Annotated in this window: 20 protein-coding genes and 1 pseudogene; 15 read left to right on the forward strand and 6 right to left on the reverse strand. The window is 60.0% G+C overall.

Features of this window, described 5'->3' with window-relative positions; translation table 11 throughout:
* Positions 1-68 precede the first annotated feature (68 nt).
* From LQ231_RS25295 to LQ231_RS25345, 11 genes and pseudogenes are all read left to right on the forward strand, one after another.
* Positions 69-851, forward strand: coding sequence for an SDR family oxidoreductase (locus LQ231_RS25295; RefSeq protein WP_230174875.1), 783 nt, complete (start codon positions 69-71; stop codon positions 849-851).
* A complete protein-coding gene (locus tag LQ231_RS25300) occupies positions 848-1,555 on the forward strand; it encodes an amino acid ABC transporter permease (protein WP_113139783.1) in 708 nt (235 codons plus the stop codon). The genes LQ231_RS25295 and LQ231_RS25300 overlap by 4 nt, the downstream gene beginning before the upstream one ends.
* Positions 1,552-2,310, forward strand: a complete 759-nt coding sequence (locus LQ231_RS25305; protein ID WP_113139782.1) for an amino acid ABC transporter permease — start codon at positions 1,552-1,554, stop codon at positions 2,308-2,310. Before LQ231_RS25300 ends, LQ231_RS25305 begins: the two co-directional genes overlap by 4 nt.
* Entirely contained in the window at positions 2,307-3,074 is a 768-nt protein-coding gene (locus LQ231_RS25310) for an amino acid ABC transporter ATP-binding protein (protein ID WP_113139781.1), read from the forward strand. The genes LQ231_RS25305 and LQ231_RS25310 overlap by 4 nt, the downstream gene beginning before the upstream one ends.
* 42 nt (positions 3,075-3,116) lie before the next feature.
* Complete coding sequence (locus LQ231_RS25315) at positions 3,117-3,953, forward strand: ABC transporter substrate-binding protein (protein WP_113139780.1); 837 nt, start codon at positions 3,117-3,119, stop codon at positions 3,951-3,953.
* Between the two features lie 101 nt (positions 3,954-4,054).
* Positions 4,055-4,729, forward strand: coding sequence for a 4-carboxy-4-hydroxy-2-oxoadipate aldolase/oxaloacetate decarboxylase (locus LQ231_RS25320; protein ID WP_113139779.1), 675 nt, complete (start codon positions 4,055-4,057; stop codon positions 4,727-4,729).
* 57 nt (positions 4,730-4,786) lie between these two features.
* A complete protein-coding gene (locus tag LQ231_RS25325) occupies positions 4,787-5,554 on the forward strand; it encodes an SDR family oxidoreductase (protein ID WP_230174876.1) in 768 nt (255 codons plus the stop codon).
* 31 nt (positions 5,555-5,585) lie between these two features.
* Positions 5,586-6,017: pseudogene (locus LQ231_RS25330) on the forward strand (gluconokinase); the annotation flags it as partial.
* 81 nt (positions 6,018-6,098) lie between these two features.
* On the forward strand, positions 6,099-7,046 hold the full coding sequence (locus tag LQ231_RS25335; RefSeq protein WP_230175069.1) for a 2-hydroxyacid dehydrogenase: 948 nt from the start codon (positions 6,099-6,101) through the stop codon (positions 7,044-7,046).
* Positions 7,047-7,056: 10 nt separating this feature from the next.
* The gene (locus tag LQ231_RS25340; protein ID WP_230174877.1) at positions 7,057-8,088 is read left to right on the forward strand and encodes an L-idonate 5-dehydrogenase; all 1,032 of its coding nucleotides are present in this window, start codon (positions 7,057-7,059) and stop codon (positions 8,086-8,088) included.
* A gap of 393 nt (positions 8,089-8,481) precedes the next feature.
* Positions 8,482-8,742, forward strand: coding sequence for a hypothetical protein (locus LQ231_RS25345; protein ID WP_230174878.1), 261 nt, complete (start codon positions 8,482-8,484; stop codon positions 8,740-8,742).
* A 54-nt stretch (positions 8,743-8,796) separates the two neighbouring features.
* Here LQ231_RS25345 and LQ231_RS25350 read toward each other — a convergent pair whose 3' ends face one another.
* The 5 genes from LQ231_RS25350 to LQ231_RS25370 form a co-directional block, all read right to left on the reverse strand.
* Positions 8,797-9,711 (reverse strand): SMP-30/gluconolactonase/LRE family protein, encoded by a 915-nt coding sequence (locus LQ231_RS25350; RefSeq protein WP_230174880.1) that lies wholly within the window; start codon positions 9,709-9,711, stop codon positions 8,797-8,799.
* Between the two features lie 13 nt (positions 9,712-9,724).
* Positions 9,725-10,666 carry an ABC transporter permease gene (locus LQ231_RS25355; RefSeq protein ID WP_230174882.1) on the reverse strand — a complete coding sequence of 314 codons (942 nt, stop codon included), beginning with the start codon at positions 10,664-10,666 and terminating at the stop codon, positions 9,725-9,727.
* The gene (locus LQ231_RS25360) at positions 10,663-11,610 is read right to left on the reverse strand and encodes an ABC transporter permease (RefSeq protein ID WP_230174884.1); all 948 of its coding nucleotides are present in this window, start codon (positions 11,608-11,610) and stop codon (positions 10,663-10,665) included. Before LQ231_RS25360 ends, LQ231_RS25355 begins: the two co-directional genes overlap by 4 nt.
* A complete protein-coding gene (locus LQ231_RS25365; protein WP_230174885.1) occupies positions 11,607-13,073 on the reverse strand; it encodes a sugar ABC transporter ATP-binding protein in 1,467 nt (488 codons plus the stop codon). Before LQ231_RS25365 ends, LQ231_RS25360 begins: the two co-directional genes overlap by 4 nt.
* A gap of 117 nt (positions 13,074-13,190) precedes the next feature.
* Complete coding sequence (locus tag LQ231_RS25370) at positions 13,191-14,207, reverse strand: ABC transporter substrate-binding protein (protein ID WP_230174886.1); 1,017 nt, start codon at positions 14,205-14,207, stop codon at positions 13,191-13,193.
* A 285-nt stretch (positions 14,208-14,492) separates the two neighbouring features.
* Between LQ231_RS25370 and LQ231_RS25375 the strand changes: the two genes are divergently transcribed.
* The 3 genes from LQ231_RS25375 to LQ231_RS25385 all read left to right on the forward strand — a co-directional run bounded on the left by LQ231_RS25375 (position 14,493) and on the right by LQ231_RS25385 (position 16,934).
* Complete coding sequence (locus LQ231_RS25375; RefSeq protein WP_230174887.1) at positions 14,493-15,737, forward strand: sensor histidine kinase; 1,245 nt, start codon at positions 14,493-14,495, stop codon at positions 15,735-15,737.
* A complete protein-coding gene (locus tag LQ231_RS25380; RefSeq protein WP_230174888.1) occupies positions 15,734-16,456 on the forward strand; it encodes a response regulator transcription factor in 723 nt (240 codons plus the stop codon). Before LQ231_RS25375 ends, LQ231_RS25380 begins: the two co-directional genes overlap by 4 nt.
* A 157-nt stretch (positions 16,457-16,613) precedes the next feature.
* Entirely contained in the window at positions 16,614-16,934 is a 321-nt protein-coding gene (locus LQ231_RS25385; protein WP_113139767.1) for a hypothetical protein, read from the forward strand.
* Between the two features lie 308 nt (positions 16,935-17,242).
* Here LQ231_RS25385 and LQ231_RS25390 read toward each other — a convergent pair whose 3' ends face one another.
* Entirely contained in the window at positions 17,243-18,007 is a 765-nt protein-coding gene (locus LQ231_RS25390) for an EAL domain-containing protein (protein ID WP_230174889.1), read from the reverse strand.
* 222 nt (positions 18,008-18,229) lie between these two features.
* Between LQ231_RS25390 and LQ231_RS25395 the strand changes: the two genes are divergently transcribed.
* The gene (locus tag LQ231_RS25395; protein WP_230174890.1) at positions 18,230-19,126 is read left to right on the forward strand and encodes a Ku protein; all 897 of its coding nucleotides are present in this window, start codon (positions 18,230-18,232) and stop codon (positions 19,124-19,126) included.
* Positions 19,127-19,132 lie beyond the last annotated feature (6 nt).

The raw sequence follows: 19,132 nt of genomic DNA on the forward strand, positions 1-19,132 counted from the left end.
GAGATAATCGGTCTTAGGCAAGGATTTAAACCTTCGCTAGTGTCTCAGGCAACAACAAGGGGATCATAATGCCTTTCTCCGACTACAAGACTGCATTGGTGACCGGCGCATCTTCCGGTATCGGCGCTGCCGTCGTGGAGCGGTTTCGGCGCGAGAACATCGAAGTTCACGCCATCGCCCGCAGTCACGATGCCCTTCAAGACCTGGCCACCCGCACTGGCTGCATTGCCCACGTGATCGACGTCACGGATCGCGCGGCAATCGCCGAACTCGCCAGCCGTGTTCAGTTCGATATTCTCGTCAACAATGCGGGCGTCGATCGGCCGAAAAAATTCCTGGAAGCCGATGAAGGCGATATCGACCTGCTCGTGGACGTCAATCTGCGTGCAGTGCTGCATATCTGCCGCCTAATTGTGCCCGGTATGGTTGCTCGTGATCGAGGACACGTCATCAACATCTCGTCCATCGCCGGGAATTACAATTTCGGTGGCAACTCGACCTATCATGCCGTCAAGGCCGGCGTCGCCATGCTGTCGAACCAGCTGCGTCTTGACGCCTTTGGTAAACGCGTGCGCGTCACTGAAATCTGCCCCGGGCGCGTGGCGACCGATATCTTCAATCATGTTCACGGCAATGATCCCAGCATTCGCGAGCGCTTCATCGACGGTTACGAACTTCCACAGGCTGCAGACATTGCCGAAGCGATCGCCTTTGCTATCGCTGCACCGGTGTCGATGAATATCGGGCACATGGAGATCACGCCGACGCTTCAGGTCATGGGCGGCCTGCAGACGGCCCGGCCGCAGCCGGCTCCGGCGGGCGATGTGAATGGCGAGGAGCAGCGGCCGTGACCGGATTCGATCTGTCCGCAATCCTGTCTAACCCGGACTATGTCCAGATGCTGCTGCACGGCATCGAAATGACGTTCGTCATCTTCTTCGGCTCGTGGATGCTGGCGATGACGCTGGCTTTTACCCTGCTCAGCATACGTTTCTCGCCGTTCCGTTTTGGCGACAGATTTGTTGCCGCCTATGTCTCTTATCACCGCAACGTCCCGACACTCGTGCAACTGATGCTGTGGTATTTCGGCATATTCACGTTGCTGCCGGATTGGTTGACCTCATGGCTGGTGGAGCACAACGCCGAAACGATCTTTGCCATCGTCGGCCTCGGCTTATGCCAAGCGGCCTATTTCAGCGAAGACTTGCGCTCAGGTCTGCGATCGGTGAGCCCTGGACAGATGGAGGCTGCCAAGGCACTCGGACACGGCTATCTCTCGGCAATGCGTTTCGTGGTCATGCCACAAGGCGTCCGCAATTCCTTACCACCGCTCATCAATCATAGCGTCTCCCTGTTCAAGAATAGCAGTCTCGCTATCGTCATAGGTGCGCCTGAACTGACGCATGCCGTCAAGGAAATCGAAAATCTCAGCTTTCGAACCTTTGAAATCTATCTGATCGGCACGGTGCTTTACCTCTTCATCTCCCTTCTCATCATGGGGGCGGGCGCCTATCTCTCACTGCGCGCTGACCCAGCCTGGAGGGCACGCGCATGATCAGCGACATCACCGCGATCATCAGCGACTACTGGCTGCTGCTACTGATCGGTCAATATCCCAACGGCCCCCTTGGAGGTCTGGCAAATACGCTCATTCTGTCTGCGCTCAGCATTGCACTGGCCTTCCCGGTCAGCATCCTGTTTGCACTGGCACGGCTTTCGAAATGGCGGCTGTTGCGGTGGCCGGTGACAGGGCTGGTCTATGTAACCCGCGGCGTGCCTCTGCTGATGCTCATCCTGTGGAGCTATTTCCTGGTACCTCTTTGGACTGGCGCGGACGTTCCGAGCTTCGTGACGATGCTGACGACGCTTGTGGTCTATCAGGGCGCGTTCCTCAGCGAGGTCGTTCGCGGCGGTATTGTGGCTCTCGGTCACGGCCAGATGGAGGCGGCCAAAGCACTCGGCCACAGTTATCTCGGGGCCATGCGGTTCGTCATCCTGCCGCAAGCGCTCTACAACATGATCCCGAGCATCATCTCAACCTTCGTCTCGACGATCAAGGACACGACGCTCGGCTATGTCATCAATGTGCCGGATCTCACCTTCGCGGCAAGCCAGGTCAACAATCAGCTGCTGACCCAACCATTCCAGGTCTTCCTGATCCTGGCAGTCGTCTACTACGCAATCTGCTGGAGCCTGACGCATGTCGCCAACGTCATCGAGCGCCGGATCACACGCCGGCGGGCCGGTTTGACCGATCGCGCAAAGCCGGTGTCGCTGGCAATGTCCAAAATCGTATCGGAGCAGCCATGACCCTGTCAGACACATCAGCCCAACAGCCCCAGGCTATTCGAATTGCAAATGTCTACAAGAGCTACGGGGATCATCCTGTTCTGAAGAATATCGACGCCGAGGTTGCCCGCGGCGAGGTGGTGGTGATCTGCGGCCCGTCGGGGTCGGGAAAATCGACGCTGATCCGAACCATCAATCGCCTGGAAGAGATCAGCAGCGGCGCGATCAGCTTCGACGGCCAGAATATCCACGCTCCGATGCGGACCAAGGAGCTCAATCTTCTGCGCAGCCGCATTGGCTTTGTTTTCCAGAACTTCAATCTTTTCCCGCATCTGTCCGTTGTCGAGAATGTTTCGATGTCGCCCATCCGGGTGAAAGGCGTTGCTCCCGCGGAGGCCCACGACAAGGCGTTGAAGCTGCTTGATCGAGTAGGGCTTGCAGACAAGGCGAATGCCTATCCAGCCCAACTCTCCGGTGGACAGCAGCAGCGGGTTGCGATCGCACGTGCGCTCGCCATGGAGCCGCCGGTCATGCTGTTCGACGAACCGACTAGCGCGCTCGACCCCGAGATGGTCGGAGAGGTTCTGGCGGTCATGAAAAGCCTTGCAGCCGATGGCATGACGATGCTGTGCGTCACTCACGAAATGGGCTTCGCCCGCGATGTCGCCGACCGGATCTGGTTCATCGATGCCGGAGAAATCATTGAGACGGCTCCGCCGGAACAGTTTTTCAAAGCACCTAGTCACCCCCGTGCACAGCGGTTCCTTGCCGATCTGCGCCACTGACATCCGCAACCTCAAACAAAACCAAAACAATGGAGAACAGCAATGAACTGGAAATCACTCACGCTTACGGCAGTGCTGGCCGGCGCATCGGCCATCTCGCCGGCCAAGGCAGATCAGCTCGACACGATCTTGTCGAACAAGACGCTGCGGTGCGCCACGTTTGCCGACGTGCCTCCGTTCGCCTCGCCTGACCCGGCAACCCGCGAAATGGCCGGCTTTGACGTTGACCTATGCAATGCGATCGCCGCCGAACTTGGCGTCAAGGCCGAAGTGAAGCCTGTCTCGGTCGAAGCCCGTGTGCCGGAGGTCAAACTCGGTCGTGTTGATATCACGGTCGCCAACCTTGCATACACGCTGAACCGCGCAGAGCAGATCCAGTTCAGCGATCCCTATTATCTCGCAAAAGAAATGCTGATCGTTCCAGCCGACGACGCCGGCCAGAAGAAGTCCGATTACGAAGGTCAGCGCATCGCATCAACCAAGGGCTCGACCTCTGAAATGTCGATCAAGCTCAACAAGTCCGAGCCCCTGACCTTCCAGGATACCGCGTCTGCCTATCTCGCCGTACAGCAGGGCAAGGCGCGCGGCATGGTAGCCAATACCATGACGACGACAAAGTTCGTCAACGAATCGAAGACCAAGGGCAAAGAGATGCGGATGATCCAGGATCCGATGCTGTTTCAGCCAATCGGCATCGGCATGGCCAAGGACAATCCGGCCCTGACTGCCAAGATCAACGAAGTACTGCGCAAGCTGGATACGTCCGGCGAAATCAACAAGATCTGGGACAAGTGGCTTGGCCCTGACACCGAATACAAGATGACACGCGCCGACAAGGTCGTGCCGCTCTCCGAACTGAAGTTCGACCCGATCCCCTAAGACCGCAGGGCTTCAGCCCCGTCGGCAGCTCAACTGAAAAACAATGGTGACAGAAGGCGGCGGGGCGTGCCCGCCGCCGGTCCAACCGTGGGAGGAATCCAGTGATCCACATTAAAGACATCGCCGAACGGCCAGCCCAGGCCGATATCGACGCCCTTGCCAAATTCTCGCCGGCAACGATCCATGAAGCCCAGGGGCGTCGCGGCGCGCTATCCTCGCGCCTGAAGCCCGTGGATTACCGCATGAAGCTGTGTGGCCCGGCCTTCACGGTCAAATGCGCCCCGCGCGACAACATCATGCTTCAGCTTGCCATCAACTATGCTAAGCCCGGCGATATCATCGTTGTGTCGGCTGGCGAATACGAAGAAGCCGGATCCTTCGGCGATGTGCTCGCCAATGCCTGCCTTGCCAAAGGCATCGGTGGTTTGGTGACCGATACCGGCGTGCGCGATACGCTGCAACTACGTGACCTAGGCTTCCCGGTCTTTTCGCTCAGCGTCTGCATCAAGGGGACCGTAAAGGAAACCATCGCTGCGGTGAACGATTCCATCATCGTCGGCGGAGAAACCATCCATCCCGGTGACATCATCGTCGGCGATGCCGACGGACTGGTGGTCGTGCGTCGCGAAGACGCCCAGGATGCGGCCAAGCTTTCGCAGGCCAGGGAAGATGCCGAGACCGGCTTTATCGAAGCCTACAAGCAGGGCAAATCGGTGATCGAGGTCAGCAATCTCGAAGCGGTTCTGAAAGCCAAGGGCCTGGTCGTCGATATCTGAATGCGGTCCGCCGCTTCCGAATTGAGTCAGTGTTTTCTCATATCGCAAGGAGGTTTTATGACCTTCCCACTTTTTGATCTTTCCGGTCATCGTGCCTTGGTGACAGGTTCGTCGCAGGGGATCGGGTTTGCTCTTGCACAGGGGCTTGCCGAACACGGAGCATCCGTCGTTCTGAATGGCCGCGACGGAAGCAAGCTTGCGGCTGCGGCTAACAGTTTGCGGCAGGCGGGCCATGCGGTTGCGGTCAGCGATTTCGACGTGACCGATGCCGATGCGGTGAAGCGCGGCGTCGACACGATCGAGCAGACTGTCGGGCCAATCGACATCCTGATCAACAATGCCGGCATGCAGTTCCGCACGCCGCTGGAGGCGTTTCCCGTCGATCGCTGGGAACAGCTGCTGAAGACCAATGTCTCCAGCGTGTTCTACGTCGGGCAGGCGGTAGCACGGCACATGATCGACCGCGGGCGGGGCAAAATCGTCAATATTGCCTCGGTGCAGAGCGAACTTGCGCGTCCCGGCATCGCACCCTACACGGCGACCAAGGGTGCCGTGAAGAACCTCACCCGCGGCATGTGCGCCGACTGGGCCAAGTACGGCCTGCAGATCAACGCGCTGGCGCCCGGCTATTTCAAGACGCCGCTCAACCAGGCACTGGTCGACAGCGCGGAGTTCTCCTCATGGCTCGAGAAGCGCACGCCCGCTGCCCGCTGGGGCAATGTCGACGAACTGGTCGGGGCTGCGGTCTTCCTCTCGAGCCCGGCTTCCTCTTTTGTCAACGGACACACGCTCTATGTTGATGGCGGCATCACCACCAGCCTCTGACGGGAAGGATCCGTTTGGTCCGATCGTCGTGATGGGCGTCTGCGGTTGCGGCAATAGTTCGGTCGCTGCGCGGCTGTCGCAGCTCTTGAACTGTCGGTTCCTGGAGGGCGACAGCCTTCATCCGCCCGCCAATGTCGGCAAGATGCGCATCGGTCTGGCGCTTGACGACGATGATCGCTGGCCGTGGCTGGATGCACTTGGACAGGAGCTGGGCGCAGCCGGCGATATCGTCATCTCCTGCTCGGCCTTGAAGCGGGCCTATCGGGATCGGTTGCGGCGGCTTGCCGACCGACCGGTGACCTTTGTCTTCCTGCGCGGAGAAAGGGCCCTGCTGACCGCACGCATGGCGGAGCGCACCGACCATTATATGCCGCTCTCGTTGCTCGATAGCCAGTTGGCCGCGCTGGAGCCGCCGGTGGCAGAGGCAGACGTGATCAGCATAGACATCAACCAGCCGCTGGAGGCCATCGTCGATATGCCTATGACCTGCATGTCCGCCCGAAGGGCCGGCACTGAGCAAACTGACAGATATGTGGAGGACACGATGAGCAAGCCAGAAATTCTGATGACAGGCCCCTATCCGGATTGGGATCTGGTCGATCTCGAAGACCGTTATGTGGTGCACAAGCTCTATGAGGCAGCCGATCGCGAAGCTTTCCTCGACCGCAACGGAGCCACTGTCAGGGCGATTGCCACCCGCGGTGAACTCGGTGCTTCGGCGGATCTGATCGGCAAGCTGCCGAAGCTGGAGATCGTCTCGGTCTATGGAGTCGGCTATGATGCCGTCGATCTTGCGGCCTGCCGCGCGCGTGGCATCCGTGTCACCAATACGCCCGATGTGCTGACTAATGACGTGGCCGATCTCGGCGTGGCCATGATGCTGTGCCAGTCGCGCGGCATGATCGGCGCCGAGCGCTGGGTGCAGGACGGAAGCTGGGCGGCCAAGGGCCTCTATCCCCTGAAGCGCCGGATCTGGGGGCGCAAGGCCGGCGTGCTCGGTCTCGGACGTATCGGATTCGAAGTGGCCAAGCGGCTCAAGGGCTTCGATATGGACATCGCCTATAGTGATGTGTCCGCCAAACCTTACGCGGACGGCATGACTTTCATCGCCGATCCCGTCGCGCTGGCAGACTATGCCGATTTCCTGTTCGTCACGCTGGCGGCATCTGACGTCACCCGCCATATCGTCTCAAGCGACGTGATCGCAGCGCTTGGTCCAGACGGCATGCTGATCAACATCTCGCGCGCGTCCAATATTGACGAGGAGGCCTTGCTCGCAGCGTTGGAGACCGGCTTGCTGGGATCGGCGGCACTTGACGTGTTCGAAGGCGAGCCAAAGCTCAATCCGCGGTTTCTCGCACTCGACAACGTGCTCCTGCAGCCGCATCACGCGTCGGGCACGATCGAAACCCGCAAGGCGATGGGCAAACTCGTTCGCGACAATCTTGCCGCACATTTTGCCGGCGCTTCCCTTCTCACTGCAGTCGTTTGAGGTCATGTCCATGAAAGCCGTTGTCATTCACGCCGCCAGGGATCTGAGGATCGAAGAGAGGGACGTCGAAGTACTCGAGCCCGGCCAGGTCGAGGTGGCAATCGATGCGGGCGGAATTTGCGGCTCCGATTTACACTACTACAATCACGGAGGCTTCGGCGCCGTGCGGCTGCGCGAGCCGATGATCCTCGGTCATGAAGTGGCCGGAACGGTGAGGGCTCTGGGCGCGGGTGTCTCGACACTTGCGGTCGGCGACCGAGTTGCGGTTTCACCGAGTCGTCCCTGCAGCGCCTGCGACTATTGCCTTGCCGGCCATCAGAACCATTGCCTGAATATGCGCTTCTACGGCAGTGCCATGCCAATGCCGCATATCCAGGGCGCCTTCCGCCAGCGGCTCGTGGCCGAGCAGTGGCAGTGTCATACGGTGGCAGAAGGTGTCTCGATCCACGAGGCCGCCATGGCCGAGCCCTTCGCGGTGACGCTGCATGCGGTGGCTCGTGCCGGTTCGCTGATTGGCAAACGGGTGTTGGTCACCGGCTGCGGCCCGATCGGCGCACTGGCCATCATCGCTGCCCGCGCCCATGGCGCCCGCGAGATCGTGGCGACCGACATGATGGACGCGGTTCTCGAAAAAGCGCTTGAGGTCGGTGCCGATCGCGTCATCAACGTTGCCGCCAATCCAGAGCAACTCCAGGCCTATGCGGCGAACAAGGGCTATTTCGACGTCCAGTTCGAGGCGTCCGGAAACGAGCGGGCAGTGCGCTCCGGTCTGGACGTGCTCAAGCCGCGTTCGGTCCTTGTTCAGCTCGGGCTCGGCGGTGACGTCGCCATTCCGCAAAACATGGTTGTGGCAAAAGAGATCGAGATGAAGGGCACCTTCCGTTTCCATGAGGAATTTGCGCTGGCCGTCGATCTGATCAATCAACGCAGGGTGGACCTGAAGCCGTTGCTGACCGGTGTGTTCCCGCTTGCAGACGCCGTCACGGCCTTCGAAACAGCCGGAGATAGGACACGGTCGATGAAAGTGCAGCTGTCCTTCTGAACGTGGCCTTGGGGCTGCGGAATGTGGCTTGGCCTTGATCAACCCGCATGGTCGTTGCTCAAGCAACACAAGTGCGTATTGTACATCCGGCCCGAAGCTCGCTCGGAGTGACGAGCCGAATTTGACCGTTTGGAGGCATTGAACGTCGCCGGATGAAATGACACAAATGTGTGCTCAGTTGCCGTGTGCTACCAACCCAGCCGGCGCCTGTTGTGAATGCGAGATCGCCGGTGAGAGAAGCGGACGACCTGTCCGACGATATGGGACAGGCCCGCTGACAGGCGCGTGAAACAAACTGTGGTAATCGATCAAACATCTCTTTCGTTGGTGGCGCTGGCTGACGACCATTGATATCTACCCGCCTCCATTCGAATATAAGGACGTATGTCGCTCATGGACTCGCGCCGGGAAATAGCGGAACGCATCATCGCTCGCTGCAGGGACCGCGGTCGGCCTATCGATACACATCCGCAGTTTCGCGATCTGCTCGAACTGTGGATTGACGGTTCGATCACGATGCCGGAGATGCGCTGGAGATTTATAGACCTCCTGCGTCAGGACTCGGTGGCAAGGCGGTCTGCGCAGTTGCAGGACGGCCAGATCCGGGATTTTCAGAACCAAGATGAAAGACATGAGGCCGAGGGCACGGACTGACCGTTGCGGTGTCGCGACAGTCGACCGGTCTGCTCACCAAACGCGCCGGTGAACCTACGGCGTTTGAGCGCCTGTCGCCGTGACATAGATCGAATACAGCGATTTCGTCGCGGTGATGAACAGCCGGTTGCGCCGCGGGCCACCGAAGGTGAGATTGGCAACGGTCTGCGGCACGAGGATCTTGCCGAGCAGAGTGCTATCAGACGCAAAGCAGTGGACTCCGTCTGCGGCACTGGACCAGAGATTGCCGGCCATATCGAGGCGGATGCCATCGGGTATGCCATTGTCGATCTCGGCGAAGATGCGGCCATTGGCGAGCTTGCGACCATCGACAACGTCGAAGACGCGGATATGGCGTGGCGCGCCCTCGACATGGCTCGCGCCGGAATCGGCGACATAAAGGAGGCTTTCATCGGGTGAAAAGGCGAGCCCGTTCGGCTGCAGGAAATCGTCCACCATGATCTCGATCAGGCCGGTATCCGGTTCCAGCCGGTAGACGTTGCGGGTCTTCTGTTCGGGGTCTGCCTTGTATCCTTCGTAGTCGGACAGGATGCCGTAGGTCGGATCCGTGAACCAGACGGAACCGTCCGAGCGCACCACGACATCGTTCGGCGAGTTCAAACGCCGGCCATTGAAGCTGTCCGCCAGCACCGTGATCGTGCCGTCGACCTCGGTGCGAGTGACCCGGCGAAGGCCATGTTCGCAGGAGACAAGCCGGCCCAGCCGGTCGCGGGTATTGCCATTGGTGAAATTCGACGGTGTGCGAAACACCGAGATGCCGCCACCCTCGACATAACGCAGCATCCGCTGGTTTGGGATATCGCTGAACAGCAGATATCCGCCATCGTCGAACCAGACGGGGCCTTCGGCCCAACGGCAATCGGAATGAAGTTCCTCCAGATCGGCGCTGCTGATGACCAGCGAGCGGAAACGCGGGTCGAAAATCTCATAGTTGGGGTTTTGCGACATGATACTGTCCTGCCTAGCGTTTTCCGACCGTTCGCCCGCCGGCGAGCATGATGACGGCGATGATGATGAGACCTGTGAGAATGAGGCGGACACCCGCGCCAAACCCATAGGTATTGAGCATGGAGACCACCAGGAACATGAAGAGCGAGGCGCCCCAGATACCCGGGACGTTGGAATCGCCGCCGGCAACCGCCGTGCCGCCAATAACCACGACGGCGATCGACATCAACAGGTATTCCGATCCCATGTTGAGTGCCGCGCCGCCCGAGAAGCTCGCCAGCAGATAGCCGCAGATCGAGGCAAGCACCGCGCAAAGCACATAGGTGATCAACCGGATGCCGTCGATGGGAATGCCGGCCATGCGGGCAGCGCGAATGCTCTGGCCTATGGCGGCGATCCAGCGCCCATAGACGGTTTTTTGCAGGAGCACCCAGACGATGGCGGAGAGGATGATTGCGATGATCGCGACATTGGGGATGCCGGCCGTGGTCGATGTGGTAAAATCCGCCAGCACCGGCGGCGGCTTGATGCGCAGCCCGCGATTGGTCCAGATCGCGGTGGATTGCACCACGAAGCTCATCGACAAGGTCGCGATGATCGGCGGAATGCGCAGCAGCTTGATCAGGGCGTAGTTGCCCGTTCCAATTAAGGCACCGATGCCGATGGCGACAAGCAGGCCCGGCACCACCATGCTGTCTTCGACATTCATCAGCTTGAGCGCCACCGTGCCGGCCAGCGTCATAGTGGCAGGCACGGAAAGATCGATATTGCCGGGACCGAGCGTGATCACCAGCATCTGGCCGATGCCGACAATGACGGAGAAGGCGGCAAATGTCAGCGTCGCCTGGGCAAGGCCCGCCATGCTCGCGCCGCCGGTGACGAGGATGGTCGTCAGGAACACCAGGGCCGTGGCAATGAAGGACCAGATCCAGGGCTTGCGCATCAAGGCGGTCATCGGCGCGCCCTCCTTGCTTCAAAGCGGTTGAGCAGCAGCCGGAGCGCCAGCACGATGATCAGGATGGCCCCCTGGGCGCCGATTTGCCAGTCCGGCGAAATCCGAAGGAAGGAGAGGAAGGAGCCGGCAAGCGTCAGCGTCAGCGCGCCGATCACGGCGCCGATCGGCGAAACACGGCCGCCGACGAACTCGCCGCCGCCAAGGATGACGCCGGCGATCGACAGCAAGGTGTAGCGCAGCGCGATATTGGCATCGGCCGCGGTGGTCAGCCCGACCAGTGCAATGCCGGCCAGGATCGCGAAGAAGGCGGCAAGCGCATAGACTGCCGCCCGCGCCCGGATGATCGACCAGCCTGCGCGCTCGACAGAGCGGGCATTGCCGCCGACACCGCGCAGCACCACGCCGAATGACGAGCGCATGATCAGCAAATGTGAAAACACGGCGATCAAGATGCTGGCGACGATCGCCATCGGCAAGATCGGAGGCTTGGACGTCATGATGGCGCGTATCCAGTCAGGCGCCTGGCCGCCCGGTGCAGGCAGGATCAGCACCGCTAGCCCACCCCAGACAAAACTCATGCCGAGCGTGACGACGATCGAGGGCAGGTCGCGCAGATGGATCAGTACGCCGATGGCGGCATAGGTGGCGATGGCCGCGAGCAGGATGACGATGCCGAGAAACGGCGTTGCCTGCAAAAAGGTGGCGGTGACACAGGCGACGAAGCTGACAAAGGTGCCCATCGAAAGATCGAGGTCGTTGACTGTCATGATCAGCATTTGCGCGATCGTGGCCAGCGCGATCGGAACCGCGAGGTTAAAGAGCAGGTTGAGGCCGGTGTAGCTCATGGCACGCGGTTGAAGATAGAAGACGGCGATCAGCAGCACCGTCAGCGACAGTGCCGGAACGATGAGCCGGATCGTATCGGGTGAGAAGATTTTCTTCACGCTGCAACCTCGGTGAAAGAGGCGGCCAGAATGTTCTCTTCCGTGACCGCCTTGCCGGCGAGCTCGGCAACGATCGCACCATTGTTGAAGACATAGACCCGGTCGCATAGGCAGACCTCGTCCATTTCGGTCGAATACCAGATGAAGGTACGCCCCTGATCGGCTTCGGTCCTGAGGATGCCGTAGACCTCCTGCTTGGTGCCGATGTCGACGCCTCGCATGGGGTCGTCCATCAGAACGACCGGGGCGCGGCTCGCCAGAGCACGGGCAAACAGCACCTTCTGCTGATTTCCGCCAGACAGCGACAGGATGTTATTGTCCATGTCGGGCGTGCGGATTTCGATCCGCTCTCGCCAGGACCGGCCGAGTGCCTGTTCGCGGTCTTCATCCAGCAGGCCACGGTGCGAAAGGTCGGGCAGCAACGCGACGCTCATGTTCTTCAGGATGCTCCACAGGGGGAAGGTGCCGTTGACCGCACGGTCGCCGGCAACGAACATTGCGGCCGGATCGCGCCTGCCGAACCAGTCACCGCTGAGGGACAGGTAGAGCTTGACCAGCATGTCGGTCTGGCCGTGGCCGCCGAGGCCGGCAAACCCCACGATCTCGCCCGGAAAGGCCTCAAAGGCCAGCCCGCGCCCGTGCACAGGTGATGCAGAGAGGGTAGGCGGGCTACTTCCCCTGTCCGCCAAGACCCGCGCGGCACGGTGTTCTTTGACCACGCTACCCATCGCCTCGATCAAGTTGTGTTCGGAGAAGGTTGAGGCGGCGCGCTCGGTCACGACCCGGCCGTCCTTCATCACGATGATGCGGTCGGCAATACCGAGTATTTCGGACAGGATATGGGAAATGAAGATGACGGAGCCGCCGGCCGCGACGAAGCGGCGGACATAGGCAAGCAGTTGACTGGCCAGTCGCGAGTCCAGTGATGAGGTTGGCTCATCGAGAATGACCAGCCGCACCGGATGACCGATCTCGCAGAAGGTGATGGCGATTTCCACCATTTGGCGTTCGGCGATCGAGAGATTGCCGACATGCTCACCGCTGTCGATGCCGTGGCCGGGGAAGATCTCGTCCAGTTTGCGCGCGATGATGTCACTCCCGCGCCGGCGCCAGCCCCAGCCGGAAAGCGGCTTGTGCATGACACGGGTGTTCTCGACCACGGTGAGGTTGGGGCAGAGTGAAAGCTCCTGGAAGACACACCGGATGCCGCTTTGGCGGGCGGCGCTGATGCCGTGGCCGCGTGCTGGATCTTCGGCATAGATAACCGTGCCTTCATGCGGCGACAGCCCGCCATTGATGACGTTGACGATCGTCGATTTGCCCGCGCCGTTGTGGCCGACTAGTCCCACACATTCGCCTGAGCGAATGGCAAGCGTTACGCCGTCCAATGCCTTGACTGCGCCGAAAACGACCTTGGCGTCGGAGACGCTGACCACCGTTTGCGAAAAACGGGCCTCTGTCATGTATTCAATCCCACTGCAATGTGAAGATGGCGACTGTCGGCGAAAGGCGCGCGACTGCCTGACCGCCTGCCCCGCCCGGCGCGGCGCCGGACGGAACAGGGAGGGTCCGGATAGGGCTTACTTCGCGCCCTCGATGACCTTCTGGGCATCTTCCAGGGCGTATTCGACATTGGCGACGCCGCCGGCCTGGGTATTGGCCAGATTGGCTTCGAGATTGTCCTGATCTATGCGCAGGAATGGCACGACGAGGTCTTTCTTCACTTCCTTGCCGTCCAGGATCTGCTGGGCAACCCAGAAGGCGAGCGTCGAGACGCCGGGCGCGATGGAGACCGACATGGTCTCATAGCTGTTGGCGTCCTTCTGTTCCTTCCACCACTTCAGTTCGTCTTCACGATTGCCCATCACGATGATCGGCATCTTGCGATTGGCCGCGGCGATGGCCTGGGCCGCACCGTAGCCGTCACCGCCCTGAGTGACCACGCCGACGATGTCCGGCAGGCTTGGCAGAATGCCGGCGACGGCCTTCTGCGCCACGTCCTGCGCCCAGTCGCCATGCACTGAGCCGGCGATCTTGAACTGCGGGAACTGCTTCACACCTTCATGGATGCCGGCCGAAATCTCGTCGTCGACAAAGACGCCGGCCAGACCGCGGATCTCGAGCAGGTTGCCGCCGTCCTTCAGCTTGCCCGCCAGATATTCGACCTGGCTGCGGCCCATTTCCTTGAAATCGACGGCGATGCGCCAGGCGCAGGGCTCGGTGACGATACCGTCGAAAGAGACGACGGTGATGCCCGCATCGCAGGCTTCCTTGATGGCGCCGTTGAGCGCAGTCGGCGATGCTGCGTTGACGACGATGGCATCATAGCCCTGCAGGATCATGTTCTGGATCTGTGCAGCCTGCTCGGTCGCCTGGTTTTCGGCCGTGGTGAAGGCATCGGCGGCGGCGACCTTGCCGTCCTTGACGGCGGCGCCGGTCACTTTTTCCCAACTCGTCAGCATGGCCTGTCGCCAGGAGTTGCCGGCATAGTTGTTGGATAACGCGATTTTCTTGCCCGAGGTATCCGCCTGCGCGGCCAGGGGTGTCAAGGCAAGGCAAAGTGATGCCGTCGCCAGAAGCATTCTGGATTTCTTCATGGTCTCTCTCCCTCTAGTCCGACCTTCAGGCGGTCGGTTTCCTCTTTTTCAATCGTCCCGCGATAGAGCGGACGAAACTGAACTCCCATGCCGAGCACCTCCTCTCGACAAGGGCAGGATGGTATAGAATGCGCGGCTTGTATAGGCTTGCGACAGCAGGGTGAGTGCGGGAACTACGCAAGATGATGCGGGATCCAGCAAGACGCTGCCAGCAAGGCTTCTATCCTAGGAGCAATGTGCACGGCGCCTGTCGGGAGTGGGCGGTCGTGGGAGGAGAGGAACGACATGTTGAAGATAGCGCCCCTGGCGCTGCTCGATCATTACCTGGGCATATCGCGCCTGCTGGCGGGGCAGCTCGACTTCCGCTCGGCCATCAAGGCCGTGGGTGCGGAGGTGTCACACATCATTCCCCATGACCACCTGGATGTCTGTATCACGATGGTCAACGGCAAATACCACACCGCCTATGAAACGGGCCTCGATACGGCGTGGGGAGAGCACGCGCCAGCACCAGTCTGCAACAGCCCGATCCGTTCGTTGCTGTGGGGCGAGGTCGACCAGATGCTCACGCCCGACGCTCAGGCTGACCAGCGCTTCCACTTCCAGGATGCGTTCACCCGGCCAATCTTCGAGCACAACCTGAGAAGCCGTATCCATGTACCTTTGAAGGTCGAGGGTGAGGTGATCGGCGCGCTCTCATGTTCCTCGCATCAGGTTTCGTTCTACACGTCCGAGGACGTGGCCAATGCGCGCTCCGTCGCCGACCTACTGTCGCCCTACTTCTTCGCCCTTCGCGCAGCCGATCAGGCCAAACAATCTGCCATCGTCGAAGCAGAAGCCCGCGCGCGCGAAGAAGGTCTGCGCCTTGGCGCATTGAACCTGACAGAGGCGCTGGAGCGGGAGCGCCAGCGTATCGGCATGGACCTGCATGACCAGACGCTGGCAGATCTGACGCGGCTTTCGCGCCGGCTCGACCGGTTAACGAACGAGCAGGACGTGCCCGGCGATGCGCTGGAACCGCTTGCGCGCAGCCTGCAGCATTGCATGCAGGACCTGCGTGAGATCATCGAGGAAGCGAAGCCTTCTGTGCTGCAACTCTTCGGCTTTGCCCAGGCCGTCGAAAACCATCTGGACAGATCATTGCGCGACACGGGGGGAGAGACCCGCTGGGAGCTCGTGGACGAAACCGATGGCCTGATCGACACCTTGGACAAGACACTCCGCATCGCCCTTTTTCGCATTGCCCAGGAGGCGATCAACAACGCTGCCCGCCACGCACAGGCTGGCCACATCACGGTGCGGCTGCGCAATCAGGCCTTGGGCGTTGTGATTGAGGTATCTGACGACGGACATGGCATGACGAAACCACGGCGCCGCAGCGGTGGAGGCATCGACAACATGATGACGCGGGCGCGGCTGATCTCGGCAAAATTCACCATCGGCCCGTGCCGCGAGGGCAAGGGCACAGTCGTGCGTGTCCAGTTGCCCGTCGAGCCGGCGACCCCGAAATCGGCAGGAGAGCGAGCATGAAGGTTCTGATCGTTGAGGATGATCCGCTGCATCGGTCCTATCTGCACGAGGCGGTCTGTGCCGCTTTGCCCGAATGCGACACGGTGATCGAGGCCGATAACGGCACGCAGGGCGAAAAACTCGCGCGCGACAACAAATCGGCCCATGTGGTGATGGATCTCCAGATGCAAGCGCGCAACGGCATCGAAGCGGCACGTACCATCTGGAAAGAACGGCCAGATACGAGGATCCTTTTCTGGTCCAACTATTCGGACGAGGCCTATGTACGCGGTGTCTCGCGTATCGTGCCCGATGGGGCGGCCTATGGCTATGTGTTGAAATCGGCGTCCGACGAGCGGCTGCGTCTGGCCCTGCGCAGCATCTTCGTCGAGGCGCAATGTGTGATCGACCGCGAGGTGCGCGGTATGCAGCAGAAAAGCCTCGGCCAAGTCAACGGTTTCAGCGACACCGAATACGAGATCCTCGTCGATATCGCGCTGGGCCTGACCGATCGGGCGATTTCCAGGCGACGCGGCCTGTCTTTGCGCAGCGTGCAGAACCGGCTGCAGCATCTGTATGAGAAGCTGGACGTCTACCAGATGGCGGCCGACGACCATGATGACGGCCGATTCAACCTGCGCGCGCGTGCGGTTGCCGTGGCATTGCTGCGGAAGCTGTTGAATTACGCGGCTCTCGAGCGTGCCGAGGCGGAGCTTGCCGACTGGTTGAAGGCGGATTGAGCATGGTTCGAGGGCGATTTTGGGCCGGCTTGGGGTAGGGGAGCGCGGGCAAGTCCACACACCTCGTTGTCGCCAGCCGTTACATCGTGCTAAATCAAACCCAGATGGCCATGAGCCGCCTTAGATTATTCTCATTCCAGTACGCAAGGACCTGATTTTGACCACAGCACCCGACAAGATTGAAATACTGCCGATCACGTTGACGCCCGTACAATTACGGGGCTTAAAGCTTGCTCTGGAAGGTGATCTCTATCCGCAAGAAGGCAACAAGTGGACACATTTGAACGCCACCATCACCTATGCCAAGACCGATCGCTTCAAGGAACGGGCGCGCAAAATTCGGTTCGCCACGACAACGACCGTGAACCAGCTGAGAGATTTCGGCCTTCTGAACGAACTCGGTTCGGATGACGCCGCGGACCAATTGCACCAGGAAATTACCATGGCCGGGAAAATCTGGCTGCTGAAGAACAAATAATTACGAAGTTTTTCGCAGACTGACTGTTGCACACAATGGTCAGCGACACATCGCCCATGTTTGGCACCCTTCTGTTTCCGTGCCTGCATGGCTCGCTCGCCCCAGACAGAAACGGAAGGGTTGCAGGAAGCGAAGGCGAAGGGCTCTCGACAACGTCGCGGTTTACCGCCGATTGTTTAGCACGCTATCTCTTGTCCAATCTGCTGGACCAGGCTCCCTGGGCAAAATGCTGCTTCATCGAGCACGCTGCAGGCATCACCGAGTTACTGTCGATTCCGCAATCGACCAGCGATTGGCTGGCTGACCTGCTACGGCACCACGGTCAACAGCGTATGGGGGTCTACCGGCACCGCGAGGCTTTGGAAACTCGGCCTGGCCAAGACATAGCCCTGGATGAGAAAAACGCCGAGGTCGTTCAGAACCTTCAGCTCCTCGGCGCTTTCTACCCCCTCGCAGAGCGGCACAACGTCAAGTTCCTCGAGCATGCGTAAGGTGTGCTTGACGATCGTACGCCTGACAGGATCGATGTCGATCCCGCGGACCATATCCATGTCCAGTTTGACGATGTCCGGCTGAAACTGTGCCAGCAGCGCCAGCCCCGCATGGCCTGCGCCGAAATCATCGATTGCAGTCTTGAACCCCATCTCCCTGTAGGTGCGCAGGATATGAAGGACATGCTTGGTATCGAGCTTCTCATTCTCGGTGAATTCGAAAATGATGCGGTCCAGGGGGAAACCGGTTTTCGTCGCGGTCGCCAACGTCAGACGAATACAGGCGCGTGGCTCGTAGACGGCATTTGGCATGAAGTTGATTGATAACTTCACCTGGTCGCCCGGGTCGTAGAGGGCTGACGCCAGTTCGATCGCCTTGACCCGACATTCCTGGTCAAATGCATAGCGGTTTTCGGCGTCGATCTGGTTAAGAACCGTCGTGGCACTTTCTCCGGTCGGTCCGCGGACAAGGGCCTCATGCGCGAAGATCGCGCCTGTCCGGATGTCGACAATCGGCTGGAACGCCATCGAGAACGGCACATCCAAGCGACCGTCGCGGCATCCTTCGCACTGTTTCGACACAGGTTGGCACTCCAAATTTTTGAGGTCGTCTAATCGCCGAGACAATCCATCACAGCTTGCTTAAGGCTTCGTGTGCTCCTGGCAAACAGACGCCTGCATGGTCGCATTTCTGCATGCGCTCCAGCGGGCCGCACGCTGGTTTCAGATTATTGACGTCAGTCTGGAACGAATGCCGATCCAACTGGTTGAATGTGGTCGACAAGATAAAGGAGCCGGATCGCCATGGTGTCCGCAAGAGCGAATTGGAAAGGCTTCATCAAGTTCGGGGAGGTTTCCTGCGCCGTGGCGCTTTACACAGCAGCCTCCTCATCGGAGCGCATCGCATTCAACACTCTCAACCGCCGAACCGGCAATCGCGTCAACCGGGTGTTTGTTGATAGCGAAACCGGTGATCCGGTGGAACGTGACGATCAGGTAAAGGGCTACGAGACGGAAGACGGTCATTTCATCGTGCTTGAACCGGACGAGATCGCCGGCGCCGTGCCCGACAGCGACAAAACACTGAAGATCGAAGCCTTTGTCCCCTGCGGGCAGATCGACACCACCTATTTCGACAAGCCTTATTATCTGGCGCCCGACAAGCTGGGCACGGAGGCGTTTGTGCTTTTGCGCGACGGCATGAAGAAGGAAAAGGTGGCGGCAATTGCCAGCACAGTGCTGTTCCGGCGCATGCGAACCGTCCTTATCCGGCCCCATGGAAAGGGCCTGATCGCTTCTACCCTCAACTTCGACTACGAGGTTCGATCGGCAGAGGAGGCATTCGTCGATATTCCGGACATCGAAATCGGTGGCGAGATGCTGGAGCTTGCCGAACACATCATAGGTACCAAAAAAGGCAAATTCGACGTCTCCGCTTTCGATGACCGCTACGAAGAGGCCGTCGCCGATCTGGTCAAGGCCAAGATCGAAGGCCGCTCTTTGCCGAAAAGGAAACCAGAGGCTGCGTTTAAACCAACCGATCTGCTGCAGGCATTGCGCGAAAGCGCTGGCAAGGATGGGACGAAGCGAGGGAAACGGCCTACCGCAAACGCTAACAAAAACGCCGGAGGTAAAAAAACGCCGGCGAAGCCATCTGTAAAATCCAAAAAGTCCGCAGCGTCCACGCGTCGCGCCGGTTAACAGGGA

The sequence above is a fragment of the Rhizobium sp. CECT 9324 genome, assembly GCF_918741265.1.
GTDB lineage: Bacteria > Pseudomonadota > Alphaproteobacteria > Rhizobiales > Rhizobiaceae > Allorhizobium.

Excerpts from the sequence above, each read along its gene's own strand:
- LQ231_RS25340 (WP_230174877.1), top strand. The coding sequence starts at position 7,057 with ATGAAAGCCGTTGTCATTCACGCCGCCAGGGATCTGAGGATCGAAGAG.
- LQ231_RS25315 (WP_113139780.1), top strand. The coding sequence starts at position 3,117 with ATGAACTGGAAATCACTCACGCTTACGGCAGTGCTGGCCGGCGCATCG.
- LQ231_RS25345 (WP_230174878.1), top strand. The coding sequence starts at position 8,482 with ATGGACTCGCGCCGGGAAATAGCGGAACGCATCATCGCTCGCTGCAGG.
- LQ231_RS25335 (WP_230175069.1), top strand. The coding sequence starts at position 6,099 with ATGAGCAAGCCAGAAATTCTGATGACAGGCCCCTATCCGGATTGGGAT.
- LQ231_RS25325 (WP_230174876.1), top strand. The coding sequence starts at position 4,787 with ATGACCTTCCCACTTTTTGATCTTTCCGGTCATCGTGCCTTGGTGACA.
- LQ231_RS25380 (WP_230174888.1), top strand. The coding sequence starts at position 15,734 with ATGAAGGTTCTGATCGTTGAGGATGATCCGCTGCATCGGTCCTATCTG.
- LQ231_RS25350 (WP_230174880.1), bottom strand. The coding sequence starts at position 9,711 with ATGTCGCAAAACCCCAACTATGAGATTTTCGACCCGCGTTTCCGCTCG.
- LQ231_RS25355 (WP_230174882.1), bottom strand. The coding sequence starts at position 10,666 with ATGACCGCCTTGATGCGCAAGCCCTGGATCTGGTCCTTCATTGCCACG.
- LQ231_RS25305 (WP_113139782.1), top strand. The coding sequence starts at position 1,552 with ATGATCAGCGACATCACCGCGATCATCAGCGACTACTGGCTGCTGCTA.
- LQ231_RS25375 (WP_230174887.1), top strand. The coding sequence starts at position 14,493 with ATGTTGAAGATAGCGCCCCTGGCGCTGCTCGATCATTACCTGGGCATA.
- LQ231_RS25295 (WP_230174875.1), top strand. The coding sequence starts at position 69 with ATGCCTTTCTCCGACTACAAGACTGCATTGGTGACCGGCGCATCTTCC.
- LQ231_RS25395 (WP_230174890.1), top strand. The coding sequence starts at position 18,230 with ATGGTGTCCGCAAGAGCGAATTGGAAAGGCTTCATCAAGTTCGGGGAG.
- LQ231_RS25365 (WP_230174885.1), bottom strand. The coding sequence starts at position 13,073 with ATGACAGAGGCCCGTTTTTCGCAAACGGTGGTCAGCGTCTCCGACGCC.
- LQ231_RS25370 (WP_230174886.1), bottom strand. The coding sequence starts at position 14,207 with ATGAAGAAATCCAGAATGCTTCTGGCGACGGCATCACTTTGCCTTGCC.
- LQ231_RS25310 (WP_113139781.1), top strand. The coding sequence starts at position 2,307 with ATGACCCTGTCAGACACATCAGCCCAACAGCCCCAGGCTATTCGAATT.